The following is an 18816-nucleotide window of genomic DNA, read 5'->3' as shown; positions in this document are numbered from 1 at the left end:
GAAACCCATGCTCACACTAACCCTTGACAAGCCCGGTGCCGCGCCGGCCCGCAAGCTGCAACTCTCGCTCAACAAGGGCGCTGCGTTCAAGGTGACCATCGCATGGCAGTGCGACGCCCGCCATCAGGATGACATCGACATCCATGCGCTCGAGGCATGCAACGGCGGCAATGGCGCGAAGGTCACGGTGCTCGAAGAGATCCTGTCTACCTACAACACGACGAAGATGAGCCCGAAGACCGGCGTGCTGCCAACCGCGGCCGACGGCTCCTTCGCCACGCCCACGGGCGGGCTGCGGCACTCTGGCGACGTCCGAGTCCAGGGCAACACCGAAAACATCGTCATCGATGGCTCGAAACTTCCTGCGGACGTGAACGAGATCCCCCTCTTCGCCACCGTCCACAAGGCCGAACACACCGCGGGGCACGACGAGGGCTCCGCGGCCGAGGACGAGGCGGCCTTCGCTGACATTGAGGTCTGCACCGTCACCATCGCCGACGAGAGCGGGCGCGAGCTGGGCGCCTACCAGCTGTCCAAGGAATTCGGCGAGTTCAACGTGGTGCAGTTGGGCAGCATCATGCACGGCGACAACGGCTGGGAGTACGCGCCTGTCGGCCGCGGCTTTACGGGAACGTTCAACGACGTTCTGGGCCACTTCTCCTGAAGGCCTGCTGTGCCGCCCACGAAGGACAAGTTGCGCCCGACGGTCATCGGCGCCCCGGGCGCTTCGCTGCGCACCCCCGCAGGGGTGCGCAGCGAAGCGCAGGACGTCCTGTCGCCGGCGCGTCGTGTCCCCGCTGCCACGCCGGTGGTGCGGCAACCGACGGCCATCCCGGGTGCCGAACGAAAGCGGATCGAAGTGGCTGTGTCGGATTTTCAAGCGTTGTCGCCAGGCGCAGCTGCCGGGGTATACGAGCAGGCGCGAGCACTGGTCGGCGCATTCGTCGTCGACAAGGCTTCGCAGCGCAAGGCGATCCTGTGGGGCCACAACCTGCAGCAGGTGCACGGCGACCTCGTCACCGAGATGCTTGCCCTTGCGCGCAGCCCTGTGCTGCGTCATGTGGAAGGCTACCTCGCGCGAATGATGGACATTCTGGGATCGATCGACATCATGGCCGTCTGCGGACATGGCGGCGACAGTCTCGTGGGCCGGCTGTTCCAAGGCATCAACAGCCGGATCGACACGCCGGGCGAACTTGCCCAGGCCCAGGCCGAGCTGGAGCAGTTGCTGGCACTCATGGGTGGCGCACTCGACCCCCTGCTGGATCTGAAGGACCGGCTGCTGCGCCTGTCCAGGTCGATGGAGGGGACCGCGGCACAGGTCGAAGCTTCCGCCATCGGCACCCTGTTCCTGTCGGAGCGCCTTCGTCAGGGCGACGCCGCACTGGCGCAGTGCTTCGTGGAGCGCAGCACGAGTCTGACGCAGACCCTGGTGCAAATGCGGCAAGCCGGCTCCACGCGAGAAATACAGATCGAGCAGCCGATCCGCCTGATCGGCGCCATCCAGAACGTTGCGCTGGTCGTGATGCCGGCGTTCATCGGCAGCATCGCGTCCATCGCCACCCTCAGCGCCAGCAAGACAACGATCTCGCCGACCGAAGCCGGCGAACTGGCCTATCGGCTGCGGGACATCATCAGCCAGTTGAAACCCTGAACCAGGAGCAAACATGAACAGCAAACTCACACTGAATCTGGACAAGTCGGCCAACGCGCTGCGCCTCGCGCTCGACAAGGCTGGCGTGGTGGCGAACGTGAAGGCGGAAACCGCCGCGATCATCGACGTCTCCGGCTCGTTCGAGCACGAACACGAGGAGGGCACGACCAGCATCCTGATCGAGCGGCTCGTACCCTACTGCATGGTGCTCGACCCGGACCGCAAGATGGATGTCTTCACCTTCAGCGCTGGCGAACGCAACGCCCACTACGTGGGCGCGGTGACGCCGGACGACGCACGCGACTACGTCACGCGCAACATCGTCGATCAGGTACCGGGCTGGAATGGCGGCACGACCTACAGCTTCGTGCTCGAGCGCGCGCTCGAGCACTTCGGATGGAAGGCGTGCGAGGAGGCACACCGCTCATCCCAGGGCGCCGGCTTTCTTAGCCGCCTGTTCGGTTGGTCGCCTAGCGGGCACGAGCACGGCACCCAGCACATGCACGAGAAGAGGCGCTCGCTCGTGCTCTTCATCACCGATGGCGAAAACGACGGCAGCGACGAGGGGCGCACCATGCGCGTCCTCGAGGAATCGCAGCAGCGCGGCGACCAAGTCTACTTCCTGTTTATCGGCGCCTGCGAAGACAAGGGCGTGACGTTCGAATTTGTGCAGAAGATCGCGCGCCGGTTCAGGAACACCGGCGTGGTGGTGATCCGCGATCTTGAAGCCTTCGTGGCGCAGTCGGACGAGGAACTCAACGCCACGCTGCTCGGCCCGGAGCTTGTCGAATGGCTCAAGTCGTAGGCCGCAGGGCTCGCACCGGTTTGCTTTTTCGAGTGCGCGCAAGACCAGAGTCCCGACCGTCGCCTGCAGGATGGAGCCTCATGGAACTACTACAGGCGCTTGCCTTAGGCATAACGGTTCAACTCGTCGGCGCCGCTACTGCCCAGCCTCAGGACGACTACACAGGCTTTGCGGATGAATCGATTGACGCGGGGGAGCATTTTGCTGGGGCACTGCTTCCTATCTTGATGGCTGTTGTCGCGTTCACAGGACTCTGACTCAACAACCATCTTTGCGCACTTTCAGACCGTGATTGACCCCAATGTGCTCAGATTGTTCGGTCACAGATCAAGCAAATTGGCCGCATCACTCAATAGAGTCGACTGTGCCCTGAAATAGCTCAACACAGTGGTCACACTGTGATGACCTGTCATCGTCATGGTTTCAGCCAGTGGTATGTTCTGGCGTCCAGCTTCTGTCACAAAGCCAGATCGTAACGAGTGGGCAGAGAAGTCACCTTCAATCCCCGCCAAGGCACATCGATCCTTGACGACGGCGCGCACTGCAGCCGGGGAGAGCGCTTCACCAAGGTGTCCGCCTTTTCGGATTCTCCTGAAAATAAAACCTTCTGCAATCTTGCTGGTCTGCAGCCAGTCGTCAAGCGCTTTGCCCGCAGCTCCTACTATCGGTTTGCTGTTTTCCGGCAAATCTGTACCGGATTGATTGGTCTTGGAATAGGCTAAGGTGTAGATGAAGTCGGTCGGTCCCACGCGCTTCAAAAACTGAATTTCGGCACTTGTCACCTCCGAACGCCTGCGTCCACCGCTGGCCCAGGCAAAAAGCAGCAAGGCGCGGTCACGCTTACCGCGCAAAGTATCGTCGCAGGTAGCCAGCAGCGCCTGCAACGGCTCCTTTGTCAGGGCGTCTTTGCGTTGCGGCATAGCCCCACGCTTGGCGTAAGCCTTGCGAGTACGCGACAGCAATTCGCGCACCTTGGGGTCATGGCATGGATTTTTGAGCTGTCGCAGTTGATGGGCCTTTGACAGCACGGCGATGCGGTGCACGAGGGTGTTGTGCGCCATGGCACCGAGCTTGCCTTTGTAGCCACCCTGGACCAGCGCCTGGTCAATCTCGGCGGGCAATTCCGAAACCAGCCCTTTGGGCGTGGTGCGCTCGGCATGGTCGACGATGAATTGCAGCACGCAGGGCGTGGCCACCGGCAACTGAACCATCACGCCATAACGCAGGCCGTACCAGGCGGCCCAGTAACGCAAAGCACTGCGATAGCTCATCAGGGTGTTTTGCGACTCACCTTCGCGCAGCAACTCTTCGACGGCGCGTTGGGTCACATCGCTGAGCTCGGTGGGCTGTAAAGCCGGAATTTTCTGAAGAGCAGGCAAACGCATGGTTGAATCCAGGCAGAGTTATGACTAATTCATACATGTTATGTATGATGTGTTACGCAAATACACAATAGATCACGATAACAATCTCTTATCGTCGGTAAATATAACAGTCGGAGTAGAGCGATGCAAATGAAAAGTACGCGAGGTGTCCAGCAAGACGATGTGTGGGCGGCGGCAGATGCTTTGATCGCCGAAGGTCTGCGCCCGACGATTGAGCGGGTTCGCCAGAAAATTGGAAGCGGCTCTCCCAACACCGTCAGCCCGATGCTGGAGGCTTGGTTCGCCACTTTGGGGCCGCGCCTCGGCGTAAGTGGGGCAAAAAAGGACATGCCGGGGCTACCTGTGGCAGTACAGTCAAGCGCCGCAAAGCTCTGGGAAATAGCACTTTCTCAAGCCCGCCAGGATGCTGAAAGTTCATTTACGAAGGACCGTGAGGCATTGGCGGCTGAACGCGCCGCTGTCGAGATTCAGGCTTCAGCACTCACACAACAGGAAGCCGTCCTGGTGGAGCGCCTGGCAGCGGCTGATCGGGCGCACGAGGTTTCTCAAAAGCAAATCAGTGCGCTGGAGAACCAGTTGCGGCATTTGCAAACGGCACTTGCAGAGCGAGACAACAAGATCTTAGAAGTCCAAGCCAGGCTGTCGACCGTCGAGCAACAACGGGAAGCCGAGCGCCAGGCATTTGACGAAAAATCCAAACATCACGCAGAGGAACGCTTGCGTTCTGACGAGCGGGCGCTCGCCAATGAGCGTCGTCTGATGGCGGAGATCGACCGAGAGCGACAGGATGTAAAACGGGCAAAGGCTCAGGCAACTGAGTTGCAGCAGCGTGCCCTAGACGCCACCAACGCTTTGGAGACGAGGACAAACGAGTTAACGCAAAGGTTGCGAAATGCCGACGAAGAACTGCGCATCGCGCATCAAGCTTTGGCTACGGCCAATGAACGTGCCGACGAACTGCGTACCTTGCTCAATGCCCAGGTAGACGCAAATGCCGATGTCTTGAAGCAGTTGCAAGCCATGATGGCAGCTCAAACCAGGCCGCCAGCAACCACTCAGTTCAAGCACCGAATCAAAAGCCAAGCCAAAGATCAGAGAAAATCATATAAAACAAGCAGTTAGGTGTGATTCTGCGAACTTTTCAGGAATCACGGCCGACCCTCGGTTTGGCCAGTTTGAAGGTCTGACCTATGCCGAGATCGAGGCCAGCTGGCCCGACATGTCGCGGCAATGGCGCCAACGCGAACCGCTGTGGGCACCCCCCGGCGGTGAATCCCTGGTGGCGCTGCGCGAGCGGGTGGTGGCCACGGTCAGCGGCCTGGCAGCACAACACATCGGCGGGCAGATCATTGTGGTGGCACACGGCGGGGTGATGGACATGTTGTACCGGCTGGCCACCGGGCAGGGCCTGCAAGCCCCGCGCGCCTGGGAACTGGGCAACGCCGCCATCAACCGACTGCTGTGGACACCCGACGGGCTCACCCTGGTGGGCTGGGCCGACACCAGCCACCTGGATCAGGCCGTGCGTGACGAAAGCATCAGCTGACCTCCCCCCAAGGTGATTGCGCTCAGGTCACCGAATAGCGCCCCGGCTTGTGGTTGACCCATAAAAACAGGCTCATCAGCACCGCCGCCAGGATGGAGTAGGCCACCCGCTGCGGCGTCACCACCAACAGCGCCAGCAGCACCACCACCGAGTCCACGATCATTTGCACCTTGCCCGCGCGGATGCCATGAGCTTTTTGCAGGTACAGCGTGACGATGGTGGCGCCACCCAGACTGGCCCGGTGGCGCGCCAGAAACAGGCAGCCCGAGCCCAGCAGCAAACCACCCACAATGGCCGCGTACAAAGGGTGGATCTGGCTAATCTCAAACACCTGGGGCGACCACTCGGTCATCAGCGACAACAGGGTAATCGCCAGAAAGGTCTTGAGCGTGAACTCACGCCCCATCCGCGTCCAGGAAAACCAGTAAAAAGGCAGGTTCACCACAAAAAACAGTTTGCCAAAACTCACGCCGGTGGCGTAATGCAGCACAAAGGCCAGACCGGCCGTGCCACCGGTCAGCAAACCGGCCTGGTTGAACATCAACAAGGCGAGTGACACAAACAGGGTGCCGGTAAAAATGCCTTGTGTGTCATCAAACACAGTGTGGCGCTCAGGGGGTTGTGGGTGGGGCGTGTCCATGGGTGAGGTCTTGCATGATTTGTGCCAAAAAGGGGGATAGTGTCGGTGCGAAAACCTGCCAAGGGGCGGCCCGGAACCTGAACGTGAACATGAGGCAGCGCGGCAACCCACACCAAACGCCACAACGGCGCCACCTGAAAACCACTAAAACCATAGCTGCAACCCCAGGAAGGATCTGGGCTGAAGGCCAAATCCTGATACAAACCGGCAAAGCAGCCTGGCCCAGCAACAGGCTGACACGGAACTCATTGAACCTGGCCAGACTCCACCCTTCTTTGTGAACCAAGGACCCGACCATGCAGCTTTCCAGATTTGCCCCCTTGTGCGTCGCGGCGGTGTGGGCCGCCAGCACCCTTGTCAGCCCCGCCTGGGCCCATGACGAGGCCACGCTGGACGCGATGGTCTCTGCCCACGGTGGCCAGTTGCGCATGGCAGGCATCTACCACTTTGAACTGGTGGTAGCGCCTGCCGCCGTGGCTGGCCAGGGGGTGCCGGTTCAGGTGTATGTGACCGACCACCTGGGCCAGAAGATCAACACCGCTCAGGCCAGCGGCTCGGTCAGCTTCGTGAGCGGCACCCACCGCACCCAGGTCAGCCTGAGCCCCCAGGGCGACAACGCCCTGGCAGGCAGCCTGGCGCAGCGCCCCAAACCGGGCACACAGGCGGTGGTATCGATTACCCCGGTGCCCGGACAAACCGGGGTGCAGACCCGATTCACACGTCTACAGGCCAAGCCGGTGGTGGCAGGCCACAAGACGTCGGACCACTCGGAGATGCCCAAGGAGGCGATGCATCAGCATTGAGCCCCGTGGTTGGTGCGCCCCACCGGCCACGGCACGCTGACGTTGTGCACCCGTTGTGGACAATCTCACCGGCTTTTTGGACACCTTTTTTCAGCAGCACCAGGAGAATCTCACATGGCACAGTACACCGCCGAGATCGTGTGGCAGCGCGAGGGCCAGGACTTCCTGGACAACCGCTACAGCCGCAAACACCTGCTGCGTTTTGATGGCGGCGTGGAAGTAGCGGGGTCATCCTCGCCCCATGTGGTGCCACTACCGATGTCGGATGCAGCGGCCATCGACCCGGAAGAGGCTTTTGTCGCCTCGCTGGCGAGCTGCCACATGTTGTGGTTTCTGTCGATCGCGGCCAAACAGCGCTTCTGTGTGGACCGCTACCAGGACTCAGCCGTGGGTGTCATGGCCAAAAACGACCAAGGCAAGTTGGCCATGACGGTGGTGACCTTGCGCCCGGCCGTCAGCTTTTCTGGCGAGAAACAACCAACCCGCGCGCAGATTGAAGCCTTGCACCATGAGGCACACGAGGCTTGTTACATCGCCAACTCGGTGAAGACCGAGGTCCGTTGTGAGCCCGTGGTCTGAACCGGACACCACAGAAACTATTCAATCAATAGCTGCCAGCCCATGTTCCAAAAGGGCTAGAGGCCCATTTCTTCTATAAAACCCGCAGACAAACCAGCCCAACTCAGACACTGAACAGGTCCACCCCACCGGCCTGGTTCGCGGGCGGCGTCACACCTAGGTGCCGGTAGGCGGCCAGGGTGGCAATACGGCCGCGCGGGGTGCGTTGCAGGTAACCCTGCTGGATCAGGTAGGGTTCGATCACGTCCTCAATCGTTTCACGCTCTTCACCGATGCTGGCGGCGATGTTGTCCAGGCCAACCGGGCCGCCGTCAAAGCGGTGGATCACGGCCTCCAACAACTTTCGGTCCATCAAATCGAAGCCTTGCGGGTCCACGTCGAGCATGGCCAGTGCGCGGTTGGCGATGTCCAGCGTGATTTCACCGATGCCTTTGACATCCGCATAGTCGCGCACCCGACGCAGCAGCCGGTTGGCGATGCGTGGTGTGCCACGGCTGCGCCGGGCGATCTCGAAACCGCCTTCGGGGTTGGTCGGCACATTCAGCAGACCGGCGCTGCGTTTGACAATGCGCGCCAGCTCCTCGGGCGTGTAGAACTCCAGACGCGCCACGATGCCAAAACGGTCGCGTAGCGGGTTGGTCAACATGCCCGCACGGGTAGTGGCGCCCACCAGGGTGAAAGGCTGCAAATCAAGCTTGATGGAACGCGCCGCCGGGCCTTCCCCAATCATGATGTCGATCTTGTAGTCCTCCAGCGCGGGGTAGAGGATTTCCTCCACCACCGGGCTCAGGCGGTGGATTTCGTCGATGAACAACACATCGTTTTTTTCCAGATTGGTCAGCAGTGCCGCCAGATCCTTGGGTTTCTCCAACACCGGGCCGCTGGTCTGGCGCAAATTCACGCCAAGTTCGGCGGCGATGATGTGGCTCAGCGTGGTTTTGCCCAGACCGGGCGGGCCAAACAGCAGCACATGGTCCAGCGCTTCGTCGCGTTTTTTGGCGGCGCTGATGAAAATCTCCAGCTGCTCGCGTGCCTTGACCTGGCCCACATAGTCGTCCAGCAACTTGGGGCGCAGGGCGCGCTCAATCGCCTCCTCGTTGGGCGAGGCGGGTGCGTTGGACACCACCCGTTTGGCGGGCGCCGGGGCAAAATCGTCGGTTTGGATACTCACTGCGGGCTCGGTTTCTGGGCAAAACAGGCACTATAGCGCTCAATACACCGGCCAGTTTTGCCGATAACATGCCATGCCCCCTTTTCACCGCCGTCAATCAGCCCGGGACTTGACATGAACACACCCCCCACCCTGCAGCAGCCCAGACCACACAGCCTGGTGTTGGCCGCCAGCCGGTTTCACGCCCGTGGGTCGCGCCTGGCCTGGGCGCTGATGCTCGGTGGCTTGATGTGTGCCGGTGGCTGGTCGGTAAGCCACGCGGCCGATACCGCTGACCACAGCGCCAAACCAAGCACCGCTGCCAAGCCCCCGGCCAAAAAAGCCTCGGCCCCGGTGGAAGCAGCCACCGAGGCCGAACCGGTTGACCTGGGACAGGACATCAAAAAAGCCCTGCGCGACAAACTGATCGACCGCAAAAAACTCACCCTGGTGATCTCGGACAAACCCGAACCCGCGCCCAAAACCAGCAGCCCCAGCCGATCAACAACACCTGCTCCGGCCAGCAGCCGCGCCAAAGCAGAAGAAGTGGTCATGCCCGAGCCCGCCGCCGCACCAGCTGCCGTGGTGCGCCCACCCGCTGTGGTCGGACGCCCCGCCCCGGTCGCGCACGGGCCGGTGATCAACCCACGCGACAGCCGCGAGTACATCCGGGCCAAGGCCGCCGCGATGACCGGCCACACAGCGCCAGCAGCTGCACACGACAAAGCTGACAGCGGCCATGGTGAGGTGCACTGGAGTTATTCGGGCACCACCGGGCCACAGGCCTGGAGCAAGCTGCAGCCAGAGTTCAGCACCTGCGCGGCGGGCCAGCGCCAGTCACCGATCAACATCGACGACACCACCACGCTGCAAGGCCCGGCCGAGGCCCTGCAATTCAACTACCAACCCTCCAACGGTGTGGTGGTCAACAACGGCCACACCATCCAGGTCAATCTGCAGGGCAACAACACCCTCACCGTGCGCGGCAGCACCTATGCGCTGCTGCAGTTCCACTTCCACACCCCGTCTGAAGAACAGGTCAACTACCGCAACTTTGCGATGGTGGCCCACCTGGTGCACCGCAATGCCGAAGGCCAACTGGCGGTGGTGGCGGTGCTGCTGGAGCCGGGCGTGGCCAATACCCTGATCGACAAGGTCTGGACCTACATGCCGCTGGATGTGAATGACACGGTGCGCACCCCGGCCGGGCTGATCGACCTGAGTGAGCTGCTGCCCAAAGACCAGCGTTATTACCAGTTCATGGGCTCACTGACCACGCCACCGTGTACCGAAGGCGTGTTGTGGATGGTGCTCAAACAACCCACCCAGATCAGTCAGGCGCAGCTGCGCCTGTTCCAGCAGCTCTACCCCAACAACGCCCGCCCGGTGCAGCCGCTCAACAACCGGCCGGTGCGCAGCGCACAGTAGCGCGGGCTGACGGGTTTATTTCGCCAGGCTCTTAAGGGCCAGCTTGATGCCGTCGCTCACGCCCACGTCCTGCGGCAGGGCTTTGAGGGCGGCGGCGGCTTCGCGGTCGCTGTAGCCCAGCGCCAGCAGGGCCTGCAGGATGTCGGCCTGGGCGTCGCTGGCCACGCTGGCCACCACACCAATGTCTGGCCCAAGTTTGCCTTTGAGTTCGAGCAGCAGGCGTTCGGCGGTTTTTTTGCCGATGCCGGGCACCTTGATCAAGCGACCCGCCTCTTGCAGGGTGATGGCTTGTGAGAGTTCGGTCACACTCATGCCCGACAACACCGAGAGTGCGGTGCGTGGCCCGACACCGCTGATCTTGATCAGCTGGCGGAACGCCTCACGCTCGGCCGTATTGGCAAAGCCGTACAGAATCTGTGCATCTTCACGCACCACAAAGTGCGTCAACAGCGTGACCTTGGTGCCGATCTCGGGCAGGTTGTAGAAGGTGCTCATTGGCACCAGCACCTCGTAACCGACGCCGTGGCAGTCGATGATGACCTCGGGCGGGTTTTTGTTGTCCAGCGTACCGGTGAGCTTGCCAATCATCTTTATTACCTATTCAATCAAGAAGTCATTGGGTCTGACGGAAAATCGGCCCAGGCAGGCAGGCCCAACAACCCAGCTGCCAGCCACGGCATGTTGGCCCAACCCCACTGGACGGTGAAACCGCCGCCCCTACTCAGAGAATTATCAACGTGATCCTTCGCCACCTGTTTTCGCCACCCAACAACACCCGCCTGAGCCACCTGTGTGGCCCGATGGACGCACATTTGCGCACCATCGAGACCGCGCTGCAGGTCCGCATTGCACACCGGCACGAGCAATTCAAGGTGGAAGGCCTCAAGATCCACGCCCAGCGCGCCATGGAAATGCTGCAGGCGCTGTACGAGATGGCGGCGCGCCCGATTGAGCCCCGCACGGTGCAGCTGATGCTCTCGGGTGACGGTGATGTCAATGGCGCCGATGGCCCATCCCTTAAAACGCGTCGTGCTGACCTGAAACCGCGCTCGATGAACCAGGCGCATTACCTGGACTGCATCGCCAGCTGCGACATCACCTTTGGCATTGGCCCGGCTGGCACTGGCAAAACCTATTTGGCCGTCGCCATGGCCGTGGACGCCCTGCAACGCAGCACGGTGCAGCGCATTGTGCTGACGCGCCCGGCGGTCGAGGCCGGAGAACGCCTGGGCTACCTGCCCGGTGACCTGGCGCAAAAGATCGACCCCTACCTGCGCCCGCTCTACGACGCACTCTATGACCTGATGGGTTTTGAAGCAGTGCAAAAAGCCTTTGAGCGCCAGACGATTGAGATTGCGCCGCTGGCCTTCATGCGCGGGCGCACGCTCAACACCGCGTTTGTGATCCTGGACGAGGCGCAAAACACCACACCTGAGCAGATGAAGATGTTTCTGACGCGTATCGGTTTTGGCTCCAAGGCGGTGGTGACGGGCGACGTGAGCCAGATCGACCTGCCCGCCGACCAGCTCAGCGGCCTGATCGACGCCGAACGCGTCTTGCGCAGTGTGGACGGCATCGCCATGTGCCGCCTGACCAGCGCCGACGTGGTGCGCCACCCGCTGGTGGCCCGCATTGTGGACGCCTACGACGCGCCGGGCCGCTTCAACCCGCACCCGCGCCTGGATGCCGACCCGATGCCCACACCGGTGGCGCCACGTGTACGCAGCCGCAAGGCCACGCCTTGAACCCGGACACTTCATTATTCATAGCTATCAGCCCTTATGAATCGAGGGCTAGAGGCCCATTTCTTATACACACCCGTCTGACCGCACCATGAACCAACTCACCCTTTCCCTGCAATTTGGCAAACTGCCAGATGCCGAATTACACCGCGCCGCGCTGCCGCGCCACAAAGTCATCAAATGGATTCGCCACGCGCTGCAGGACGACGCCGAAATCACCGTGCGCATCGTTGACGCGGAAGAAGGCCAAGCCCTGAACCGCGACTACCGGCAAAAGGACTACGCCACCAACGTGCTGACCTTTGACTACACCCAGGAACCCATCGTCACCGCCGACCTGGTGTTGTGCGCACCGGTCGTCGCCAAAGAGGCCAAAGAGCAAAACAAAACCTTGGAAGAACACTACGCCCACCTGCTGGTGCACGGCACCTTGCACGCCCAGGGCTGGGACCACGACGAGGACGAGGACGCGCAGGTGATGGAGCTGCGCGAAAGCGAAATCATGGCGCGCCTGGGGTTTGAGAACCCGTATTGAGCCGGCACCCTGCCGCATCCACCGCCGGAGTTCGAATTGAGCCACCGGATAAATTAACCTATTAGGTTATCATGCTCACATGGAAAAAGGCACCCCACACTGCAAACTGCCAGTTGTTAAAGCCTTTGTAGAAGCAGGGCAAGTCAGGGCGACAGCCAGCGCCTACAACGGGGCGCGTGAGCTTGGCATCAACGACCTGGCCGGGATGTGTGCCATTGTCTTGGCGCTCCATCCCGCCAACTTCTACAAGAGCATGACCACCCATGCCGATCACACGGTTTGGCAGGATGTGTACCACGCCAAGGCAACAAGCGGCGCTGAGGTGTACCTGAAGCTGACCGTCATTGATGACGTGTTGATCGTTTCTTTTAAGGAGCTGTGACCATGAAATGCCCATGCTGCGGTGCGGCGGAACTCATCCACGACACACGCGACCTACCCTACATCTACAAGGGTGAAACAAGCACGATCCCTGCGGTGACGGGCGACTATTGCCCCGCGTGCGGCGAAGTCGTCTTGAACCGTGAGCACGGCGACCGCTACAGCGAGTTGGTCGGCCTGTTTCAACGTCAGGTGAATGCCGCCTACATTGATCCCGGCTATATCGCCCAGGTACGCCGAAAACTCAACCTTGACCAACGGCAGGCCGCCGAACTATTCGGCGGTGGTGTCAATGCCTTCTCGCGCTATGAGAACGGCAAAACCAAGCCGCCGCTGGCATTGGTCAAACTGTTCAAGCTACTGGATCGTCACCCAGATCTGCTGAGCGAGGTCAAAGCCGCGTGACCTTCTCGAAAATCACATTTCCTCGGCGCACTGAGCGAGAACGTTGTCGCGATCACTCCCCTGGCGTGGCACCTGGCAGCCCACCTTCGTTGGCGAGAACCACGCCCCCCGGAACTCTGCGCCGCCACCCGACTCTGAGAGTCTTATGACGTTTCCACAGAACCTGACCCGCTGGCTGATTGCTGCTTTATTCATAGCTATCAGCCCTTTATCCAGCTGGGCTCAGGCGCCAAAAAGCATCACAAACGTGGTCACCACCGAACAGGTGCGCGCCGAACTGATGGCCTACGCGCCAGACGGCATCGACCCTGGCAAAACCGTCTGGGTTGGCTTGCAACTGGCCCACCAGCCACACTGGCACACCTATTGGAAAAACTCGGGCGACTCGGGCCAGCCCACCAGCCTGAGCTGGACCTTGCCCACCGGTGTGTTGGCGGGTGACATTGCCTGGCCCACGCCCAAGATCCTGCCCACCGGCAACCTGGTGACCTATGGCTTCAACGGCACGGTGCTGCTGCCGGTGCCGCTCACGATCACGCCCGACTTCAAACCCTCACCGCTGTCTTCTGAGTTGGAGGTCAAGTTACAGGCCAGCTGGCTGGTCTGCAAACTCGAATGTGTGCCGCAGGACGGTGAATTTGTGCTGCGTCTGCCCACCAAAAGCTCTACAGCGCTTAACGCAGGTGTGTTTGAGGCCAGTTTCCAGGCCAGCCCCAAACCATTGGCTGGCCAAAGCCAGATCAACATCGAAGGCCAGCAACTGAAACTGACCGTGAGCGGCCTGCCGACCACCCTGCAGGGCCAGAAGCTGGAGCTGTTCCCAGAAGTCACCGAGCTGGTGGACGCGGGCGCGCCCTGGACCCAAGCCTGGTCAGGCGCGGTATGGACCGCCAGCCTGCCGATCTCACCGCATCGCAGCGACAGCCCCACGGCGCTGCCGGTGGTGCTGGTGTCTGACGTGGCCGGGCAACGCAATGGCTTCGTCACCACCGCGCCCATCACCGGCAGTTGGCCCGCCAACCCACCGCCCGGCCAGGCTGAGGTGGCGCAGCCCCAGCTCAATCCGGCACTGAAACCCATCCCAGCCGCACCCGCCGTGCCAACAAGCTTCTGGCTGGCGCTGTTTGGTGCGCTGCTGGGCGGCCTGTTGCTGAACCTGATGCCCTGTGTGTTCCCGGTGCTGGCGATCAAGGTGGTGGGCTTCACCCGCCATGCCGACGACCGGCACGGCCACCGTATGAGCGGCCTGGCCTACAGCGCCGGGGTGGTGCTGTCGTTTCTGGCGCTGGGTGCACTGATGCTGGTGCTGCGCAGCGCGGGTGAACAACTGGGCTGGGGTTTTCAGCTGCAATCACCCGCCGTGGTAGCGGCGCTGGCAGCGCTATTCACGCTGATCGGTCTGAACCTGGCCGGGCTGTTTGAGTTTGGCCAGCTGCTGCCCAGCCGCCTGGCCACGCTGCAGTCCAGCAACCCTGCCGTCAACGCCTTTCTGTCGGGCGTGCTCGCGGTGGCGATTGCTTCGCCCTGCACCGCGCCATTCATGGGTGCATCACTTGGGCTGGCGCTGGCCTTGCCGCCGTTACAGGCGCTGCTGCTGTTTGCGGCGCTGGGTGTCGGTATGGCGCTGCCGTATCTGGCGGCAAGCTGGTCACCGGCGTTGGCGCGCAAACTGCCCCGCCCCGGCCCCTGGATGGACACCTTCCGCCGCGCCATGGCCTTCCCGATGTTTGCCACCGTGGTCTGGCTGGTGTGGGTGCTGGGTCAACAAACTGGCATCGACGGCGCAGGCGCCCTGCTGGCGCTGCTGGTAAGCCTGGCGCTGGTGATCTGGGCGTTCACGCTGCGTGGTGCGACACGCCTGCCGGTTGCTGCAGTATCCATAGCTATCCTGCTAACACTGACCTGGGCTATCGGCAAAAATGTTGTGCATTTTGCGGAGCCCAACAGCACCGCCAGCACCAGCACCAACAGCCGGTGGCAGGCTTGGGCGCCCGGCAAGGTGGACGAGCTGCTGGCCAGTGGCTCCCCGGTGTTTGTGGACTTCACCGCCGCCTGGTGTGTGACCTGCCAGTACAACAAAAAAACCACCCTGGCCAACACCGACTTACTGGCCGACTTGGACGCCAAAAAAGTCGTGCTGTTACGCGCCGACTGGACCCGCCGCGACCCGGCCATCACCACCGCGCTGGCTGCACTGGGGCGCAACGGCGTGCCGGTGTATGTGATGTACCAGCCCGGCAAAGCACCGGTGGTGCTGTCAGAGATCTTGTCGGTGGCCGATGTGCGGGGCGCGATGGTGGGCTTGTGATCTCCCCCTGCACACGCGCCAGCCGAGCTGTGGAAAGCGCCCGCTTGACGACAACACCCATGTTACGAATTTTTACACTGCCTGCTTGAGCACTGCCCTCGTCCCCACGCGCAGCGCTCACAGGCGCCTTCTCCCTGCTGTTTTGCCGTGATCAGCCCCCAAAAACCTCCGTCCTGAGGGCCGTTGTGCCCCCTCAACGCTTCACATTGATCCGCGACAATGCTCGCTCCTCCTGAAAACACCATGAAAAACAAGACTTTTTCCCTTCTCCCTATCGTTCTCGCCATCGCTGCTGGCTCCATGTTTCCTGGCTCCGCCAGCTTCGCGGCAACACACAAAGCGACCAAACCTGCGCATCACGCCACCAAAGCCACCGCCACCAAAAAGGTCGCCGCTGCCGCCAACGCCCTGCCGCCACTGGCTGCAGACAACAGCTTGGCAGGTACGCCGCCCGCACTGCCCGCCAAAGCCTGGCTGTTGATGGACTTCGACTCCGGCGAGGTGCTTGCCTCGGCCAACGCTGACGAAGCACTGCCACCCGCCTCGCTGACCAAGATGATGACCAGCTACATCGTCGAGCAGGCATTACGCACCGGCAAACTCAAAGCAAACGACCTGGTTTCGGTGAGCGAAAACGCCTGGTGCCGAGGCTCCAGCGCCGAGTCGTGTATGTACCTGCCACTCAACAGCCAGGCCACGGTGATCGACCTCCTGCGCGGCATCATCATCCAGTCGGGCAACGACGCCTCCAAAGCGATTGCCGAGCACATGGCTGGCTCCGAAGAGGGTTTTGCCAAGCTGATGAATGCCGAAGCCCAGCGCCTGGGCATGACGCACACCCATTTCATGAACCCCACCGGCCTGCCCGACCCGGACCACAAGTCGTCGGCGCGTGACCTGGCCATCCTGGCACGCGCCATCATCCGCGACAGCGTGGACTACTACCCGATCTACGCGGAACGCGAGTTCAAGTACAACGGCATCAAACAAGGCAACCGCAACGCCCTGCTCTACACCGACCCGTCCGTTGACGGGCTGAAGACGGGCCACACGGACGCCGCCGGCTACTGCCTGGTCACCTCAGCCAAGCGCAACAACATGCGCCTGATATCGGTCATCCTCAACACCCAAAGCGCCCAGGCACGGGCTGATCAGACGCGCACGCTGCTGGGTTGGGGCTACAGCACGTTTGAGAAGGCCACCCCGATTCAACCCAACACCGTGGTCACCAAGGCCAAGCTCAGCTTCGGCAAGGCAGACACGGTCGACGCAGGCCTGGCCACACCGTGGCTGTTGACCGTGCCGCGCGGCCAGCAAGTGCAGACCGCGGTGGAACTCAAGTCGGACCTGGAGGCACCGCTGACCAAGGGCGCTGTGGTCGGTAAGGTGGTCGCCACCGCCAACGGCAAGCCGATCGGTGAAGCCCCACTCACCGCTCTGACCGATGTGGAACGCGCGGGCCTGCTGCTGCGTTTGTGGCAACACGTTACCCAGTTGTTTGGAAAATAAACCCAGCATGGGGCGGAAAGCCTGCCGCCCCATGCTGCACTATCCATAGCTATCTCGCCTTTACTGGTGAGGGCTATTGGCCAAAATGTGCTGCACTCTTTAGAGCCCAGCTACGCTAGTGTTGGCACCAACGCTAACAGCTGGCGGTTAGCCTAGGCACTCGGCAAGCAGGGCAAACTGTTGACCGAGCTGAGGCGCAGCGGCGTGCCGGTGTACGCGATGTACCAACCATGCAAAGCTCCGCTGGGGTTGTCGTTTTTTCCTATTCAACCCCATTGAGTGAAAAAGAGAGTTGGCCTGAAACGGGTGCCGGGATTGCAGCTTTAACAGTCATCTGTTGTCACTACTTTTTGGAAGAAGCGACCGTGATTTCGTCGGCATCAACTTTGTACGGCTGGTTCGCAATCACTTTTCTGAGCAGGTCGATGAAGGCATCTGAGTATTTATGCGACTTACTGGTTTCAGCGACGCCGAACTTCACATTCACATGGTACTTGTTGTCATAGCTCTTGATATTCATGCCCGTCTCGTCTTCGATCTTCTTGATGAGATCATTGACACGTTTCCAGCTTGGTAAGTCAAGCATTTTGTAAACCTCGCTAATGACATATTTGTGTGTCAGGTTGATCTTTGATGAATCACCAACAGACGTGACCCCAAATAAATTTGCGAAGTTTTCACCTGTCTCGACGGCGTGCTCAAGCATCTTGAAGTCGATCTCGACGTGCTTTTTCGGGATATCTGATCGGACCAGATCAACTGCACGAGCCATTAACGCCCGCAAAAGCTTCGTGTCGATCTTGGCGAGGTTGCCAGCCTGACCGAACGCTTTGAAGACCCATTCGAACGAGTTCGCGGTGATGCTCTTGATTCGGATGTTGCGTTCGGCGGTGACAGCCAAGACCTTGTCACGTGGTGGGTATGAGGCTTCGTTCTGAGTCGGATCCCATTCCAAAATATAGATATTCGGGACGAGCTCATACTCCTGTGCCCGGATCATCCTGTCCACGTCCGAAAGAATCTTTTTGATGTTTGGGTCGTTGGCTCGATAACCGATGAACACCAACGGGTGTTCAATGAAGTAGGTGAGCAGCTTTGCACTCAGGTACTTGTGGTCATCCTCAAAGCGCGCGTAGTCCGCTTCATTAATAACGATACTTTCGGGATCTGAAATGCAGCCGTGAATTTTGAAGATCTCGCCGATGGAAAGGAAAGGCTTTCGGAGAATCTGTTGGCTGATGACTCGCTCATAGTCGGGAAATAGTGGTTCGATTACTTCGTCATAGTTGGTGGTCACGATGGCATGAGCGCTGATCGCCTTAAGAGCGGCAATTTCTGCATCAAGCTCAGCAGAGCCATACGAACCTTTGGCGTCGGGGCCGAGGCCAGCGAGGATTTCTCCAATCACGTGTTTGATGAAAATATCTCTTGGAGCGTTTGCTACGAAGTACTGTGGTGGGAAATGCTTCTTTCCAGCGTTCCAACCCCATTCGTGATAGAGCTGTGAGAACACTGAACCAATCTTCATCAGATCGTTGCCGTGGGACTGCTTGTAGTACGCAAAATCTTTGTCGATCTGCGGGCACTTCTTTGCAAGTATTCCAAGAAGCTCTTCCCAGCTTGGTCCTTTCGCATAGCGCTTCGTGAACCCGGAACCGATGAAAAGGATTGGTTGGCAACTCGCATCGGCGATGATCTTCGCAACGTCGGCTGTTACTTCTTCCTGATACTGCTTGTAATCCATTGACATAGCACGTTTCCTCCTGTTAAGCGAAGTATCGATGAACTACGGATTTTTCCCCGGAACGTAGGTTAAGCTCGTTCATCTCTGTAGAGAAATGACAAGACATAAGGCCTGCCACGAATGGCCGCTACTAGCATTTTGCAGGTGTTGATACCTGCTCTGTTTCAACACCAAGTTATTTGAATCAAAACTGCTGGCGCGC

At 60.5% G+C, this 18816-nt stretch carries 20 protein-coding genes; 15 read left to right on the top strand and 5 right to left on the bottom strand.

The features are described from left to right. The first annotated feature begins 7 nt into the window (after positions 1-7). The 4 genes from RF819_RS13905 to RF819_RS21345 all read left to right on the top strand — a co-directional run bounded on the left by RF819_RS13905 (position 8) and on the right by RF819_RS21345 (position 2716). On the top strand, positions 8-664 hold the full coding sequence (locus tag RF819_RS13905; RefSeq protein WP_078363108.1) for a TerD family protein: 657 nt from the start codon (positions 8-10) through the stop codon (positions 662-664). Positions 665-673: 9 nt separating this feature from the next. Beyond that, positions 674-1654 carry a hypothetical protein gene (locus RF819_RS13900; protein ID WP_078363109.1) on the top strand — a complete coding sequence of 327 codons (981 nt, stop codon included), beginning with the start codon at positions 674-676 and terminating at the stop codon, positions 1652-1654. A gap of 13 nt (positions 1655-1667) precedes the next feature. Further along, positions 1668-2459 (top strand): VWA domain-containing protein, encoded by a 792-nt coding sequence (locus RF819_RS13895; protein WP_078363110.1) that lies wholly within the window; start codon positions 1668-1670, stop codon positions 2457-2459. An 80-nt stretch (positions 2460-2539) separates the two neighbouring features. After that, complete coding sequence (locus RF819_RS21345) at positions 2540-2716, top strand: hypothetical protein (RefSeq protein ID WP_158081204.1); 177 nt, start codon at positions 2540-2542, stop codon at positions 2714-2716. Between the two features lie 63 nt (positions 2717-2779). Here the strand turns inward: RF819_RS21345 and RF819_RS13890 are convergent, their stop codons facing one another. Continuing rightward, positions 2780-3844 (bottom strand): tyrosine-type recombinase/integrase, encoded by a 1065-nt coding sequence (locus RF819_RS13890; RefSeq protein ID WP_078363111.1) that lies wholly within the window; start codon positions 3842-3844, stop codon positions 2780-2782. 123 nt (positions 3845-3967) lie between these two features. Between RF819_RS13890 and RF819_RS13885 the strand changes: the two genes are divergently transcribed. Continuing rightward, positions 3968-4966 carry a DNA-binding protein gene (locus tag RF819_RS13885; protein WP_078363112.1) on the top strand — a complete coding sequence of 333 codons (999 nt, stop codon included), beginning with the start codon at positions 3968-3970 and terminating at the stop codon, positions 4964-4966. After that, on the top strand, positions 4935-5390 hold the full coding sequence (locus RF819_RS13880) for a histidine phosphatase family protein (RefSeq protein WP_078365530.1): 456 nt from the start codon (positions 4935-4937) through the stop codon (positions 5388-5390). Before RF819_RS13885 ends, RF819_RS13880 begins: the two co-directional genes overlap by 32 nt. Positions 5391-5412: 22 nt before the next feature. On the opposite strand, the gene RF819_RS13875 is transcribed toward RF819_RS13880, so the two are convergent. Then, positions 5413-6030 carry a DUF6198 family protein gene (locus RF819_RS13875; RefSeq protein WP_078365529.1) on the bottom strand — a complete coding sequence of 206 codons (618 nt, stop codon included), beginning with the start codon at positions 6028-6030 and terminating at the stop codon, positions 5413-5415. Between the two features lie 296 nt (positions 6031-6326). Here RF819_RS13875 and RF819_RS13870 point away from each other — a divergent pair, with 296 nt between their 5' ends. Both RF819_RS13870 and RF819_RS13865 read left to right on the top strand, forming a co-directional pair. Continuing rightward, entirely contained in the window at positions 6327-6833 is a 507-nt protein-coding gene (locus RF819_RS13870; RefSeq protein WP_143541713.1) for a hypothetical protein, read from the top strand. 114 nt (positions 6834-6947) lie between these two features. After that, positions 6948-7412: an OsmC family protein gene (locus RF819_RS13865; protein ID WP_078365527.1), complete on the top strand. Its 465-nt coding sequence runs from the start codon at positions 6948-6950 to the stop codon at positions 7410-7412. A 103-nt stretch (positions 7413-7515) separates the two neighbouring features. Here RF819_RS13865 and ruvB read toward each other — a convergent pair whose 3' ends face one another. Then, positions 7516-8583 carry a Holliday junction branch migration DNA helicase RuvB gene (ruvB, locus tag RF819_RS13860; protein WP_078365526.1) on the bottom strand — a complete coding sequence of 356 codons (1068 nt, stop codon included), beginning with the start codon at positions 8581-8583 and terminating at the stop codon, positions 7516-7518. Positions 8584-8697: 114 nt separating this feature from the next. Here ruvB and RF819_RS13855 point away from each other — a divergent pair, with 114 nt between their 5' ends. After that, positions 8698-9990, top strand: a complete 1293-nt coding sequence (locus tag RF819_RS13855; RefSeq protein ID WP_078365525.1) for a carbonic anhydrase — start codon at positions 8698-8700, stop codon at positions 9988-9990. Positions 9991-10005: 15 nt separating this feature from the next. On the opposite strand, the gene ruvA is transcribed toward RF819_RS13855, so the two are convergent. Continuing rightward, the gene (ruvA, locus tag RF819_RS13850; RefSeq protein ID WP_078365524.1) at positions 10006-10578 is read right to left on the bottom strand and encodes a Holliday junction branch migration protein RuvA; all 573 of its coding nucleotides are present in this window, start codon (positions 10576-10578) and stop codon (positions 10006-10008) included. A 149-nt stretch (positions 10579-10727) separates the two neighbouring features. On the opposite strand from ruvA, the gene RF819_RS13845 reads away from it, so the two are divergent. The 6 genes from RF819_RS13845 (at position 10728) to RF819_RS13820 (ending at position 16870) form a co-directional block, all read left to right on the top strand. Next, the gene (locus RF819_RS13845) at positions 10728-11735 is read left to right on the top strand and encodes a PhoH family protein (protein ID WP_200224549.1); all 1008 of its coding nucleotides are present in this window, start codon (positions 10728-10730) and stop codon (positions 11733-11735) included. Between the two features lie 88 nt (positions 11736-11823). Further along, the gene (ybeY, locus tag RF819_RS13840; RefSeq protein WP_078365522.1) at positions 11824-12267 is read left to right on the top strand and encodes an rRNA maturation RNase YbeY; all 444 of its coding nucleotides are present in this window, start codon (positions 11824-11826) and stop codon (positions 12265-12267) included. 79 nt (positions 12268-12346) lie between these two features. Further along, complete coding sequence (locus RF819_RS13835) at positions 12347-12649, top strand: type II toxin-antitoxin system MqsR family toxin (protein ID WP_078365521.1); 303 nt, start codon at positions 12347-12349, stop codon at positions 12647-12649. Positions 12650-12651: 2 nt separating this feature from the next. Further along, positions 12652-13053 (top strand): type II toxin-antitoxin system MqsA family antitoxin, encoded by a 402-nt coding sequence (locus tag RF819_RS13830; RefSeq protein WP_078365520.1) that lies wholly within the window; start codon positions 12652-12654, stop codon positions 13051-13053. A 145-nt stretch (positions 13054-13198) separates the two neighbouring features. Next, entirely contained in the window at positions 13199-15361 is a 2163-nt protein-coding gene (locus RF819_RS13825; RefSeq protein WP_078365519.1) for a protein-disulfide reductase DsbD family protein, read from the top strand. Between the two features lie 243 nt (positions 15362-15604). Continuing rightward, positions 15605-16870, top strand: a complete 1266-nt coding sequence (locus RF819_RS13820; RefSeq protein WP_242473357.1) for a D-alanyl-D-alanine carboxypeptidase family protein — start codon at positions 15605-15607, stop codon at positions 16868-16870. Positions 16871-17213: 343 nt separating this feature from the next. Here RF819_RS13820 and RF819_RS13815 read toward each other — a convergent pair whose 3' ends face one another. After that, positions 17214-18620 (bottom strand): SIR2 family protein, encoded by a 1407-nt coding sequence (locus tag RF819_RS13815; RefSeq protein ID WP_078365517.1) that lies wholly within the window; start codon positions 18618-18620, stop codon positions 17214-17216. Between the last annotated feature and the right edge of the window lie 196 nt (positions 18621-18816).

The sequence above is a fragment of the Rhodoferax fermentans genome, assembly GCF_002017865.1.
Taxonomy (GTDB): Bacteria; Pseudomonadota; Gammaproteobacteria; order Burkholderiales; family Burkholderiaceae_C; genus Rhodoferax; species Rhodoferax fermentans.
This window is presented reverse-complemented; position numbering and strand designations above follow the sequence as displayed.

Bases quoted from the DNA above. Each gene is read 5' to 3' on its own strand.
- RF819_RS13905 (WP_078363108.1), top strand. From the start codon at position 8: ATGCTCACACTAACCCTTGACAAGCCCGGTGCCGCGCCGGCCCGCAAG.
- RF819_RS13895 (WP_078363110.1), top strand. From the start codon at position 1,668: ATGAACAGCAAACTCACACTGAATCTGGACAAGTCGGCCAACGCGCTG.
- RF819_RS21345 (WP_158081204.1), top strand. From the start codon at position 2,540: ATGGAACTACTACAGGCGCTTGCCTTAGGCATAACGGTTCAACTCGTC.
- RF819_RS13890 (WP_078363111.1), bottom strand. From the start codon at position 3,844: ATGCGTTTGCCTGCTCTTCAGAAAATTCCGGCTTTACAGCCCACCGAG.
- RF819_RS13885 (WP_078363112.1), top strand. From the start codon at position 3,968: ATGCAAATGAAAAGTACGCGAGGTGTCCAGCAAGACGATGTGTGGGCG.
- RF819_RS13875 (WP_078365529.1), bottom strand. From the start codon at position 6,030: ATGGACACGCCCCACCCACAACCCCCTGAGCGCCACACTGTGTTTGAT.
- RF819_RS13870 (WP_143541713.1), top strand. From the start codon at position 6,327: ATGCAGCTTTCCAGATTTGCCCCCTTGTGCGTCGCGGCGGTGTGGGCC.
- RF819_RS13865 (WP_078365527.1), top strand. From the start codon at position 6,948: ATGGCACAGTACACCGCCGAGATCGTGTGGCAGCGCGAGGGCCAGGAC.
- RF819_RS13855 (WP_078365525.1), top strand. From the start codon at position 8,698: ATGAACACACCCCCCACCCTGCAGCAGCCCAGACCACACAGCCTGGTG.
- ruvA (WP_078365524.1), bottom strand. From the start codon at position 10,578: ATGATTGGCAAGCTCACCGGTACGCTGGACAACAAAAACCCGCCCGAG.
- ybeY (WP_078365522.1), top strand. From the start codon at position 11,824: ATGAACCAACTCACCCTTTCCCTGCAATTTGGCAAACTGCCAGATGCC.
- RF819_RS13835 (WP_078365521.1), top strand. From the start codon at position 12,347: ATGGAAAAAGGCACCCCACACTGCAAACTGCCAGTTGTTAAAGCCTTT.
- RF819_RS13830 (WP_078365520.1), top strand. From the start codon at position 12,652: ATGAAATGCCCATGCTGCGGTGCGGCGGAACTCATCCACGACACACGC.
- RF819_RS13825 (WP_078365519.1), top strand. From the start codon at position 13,199: ATGACGTTTCCACAGAACCTGACCCGCTGGCTGATTGCTGCTTTATTC.
- RF819_RS13820 (WP_242473357.1), top strand. From the start codon at position 15,605: ATGAAAAACAAGACTTTTTCCCTTCTCCCTATCGTTCTCGCCATCGCT.
- RF819_RS13815 (WP_078365517.1), bottom strand. From the start codon at position 18,620: ATGTCAATGGATTACAAGCAGTATCAGGAAGAAGTAACAGCCGACGTT.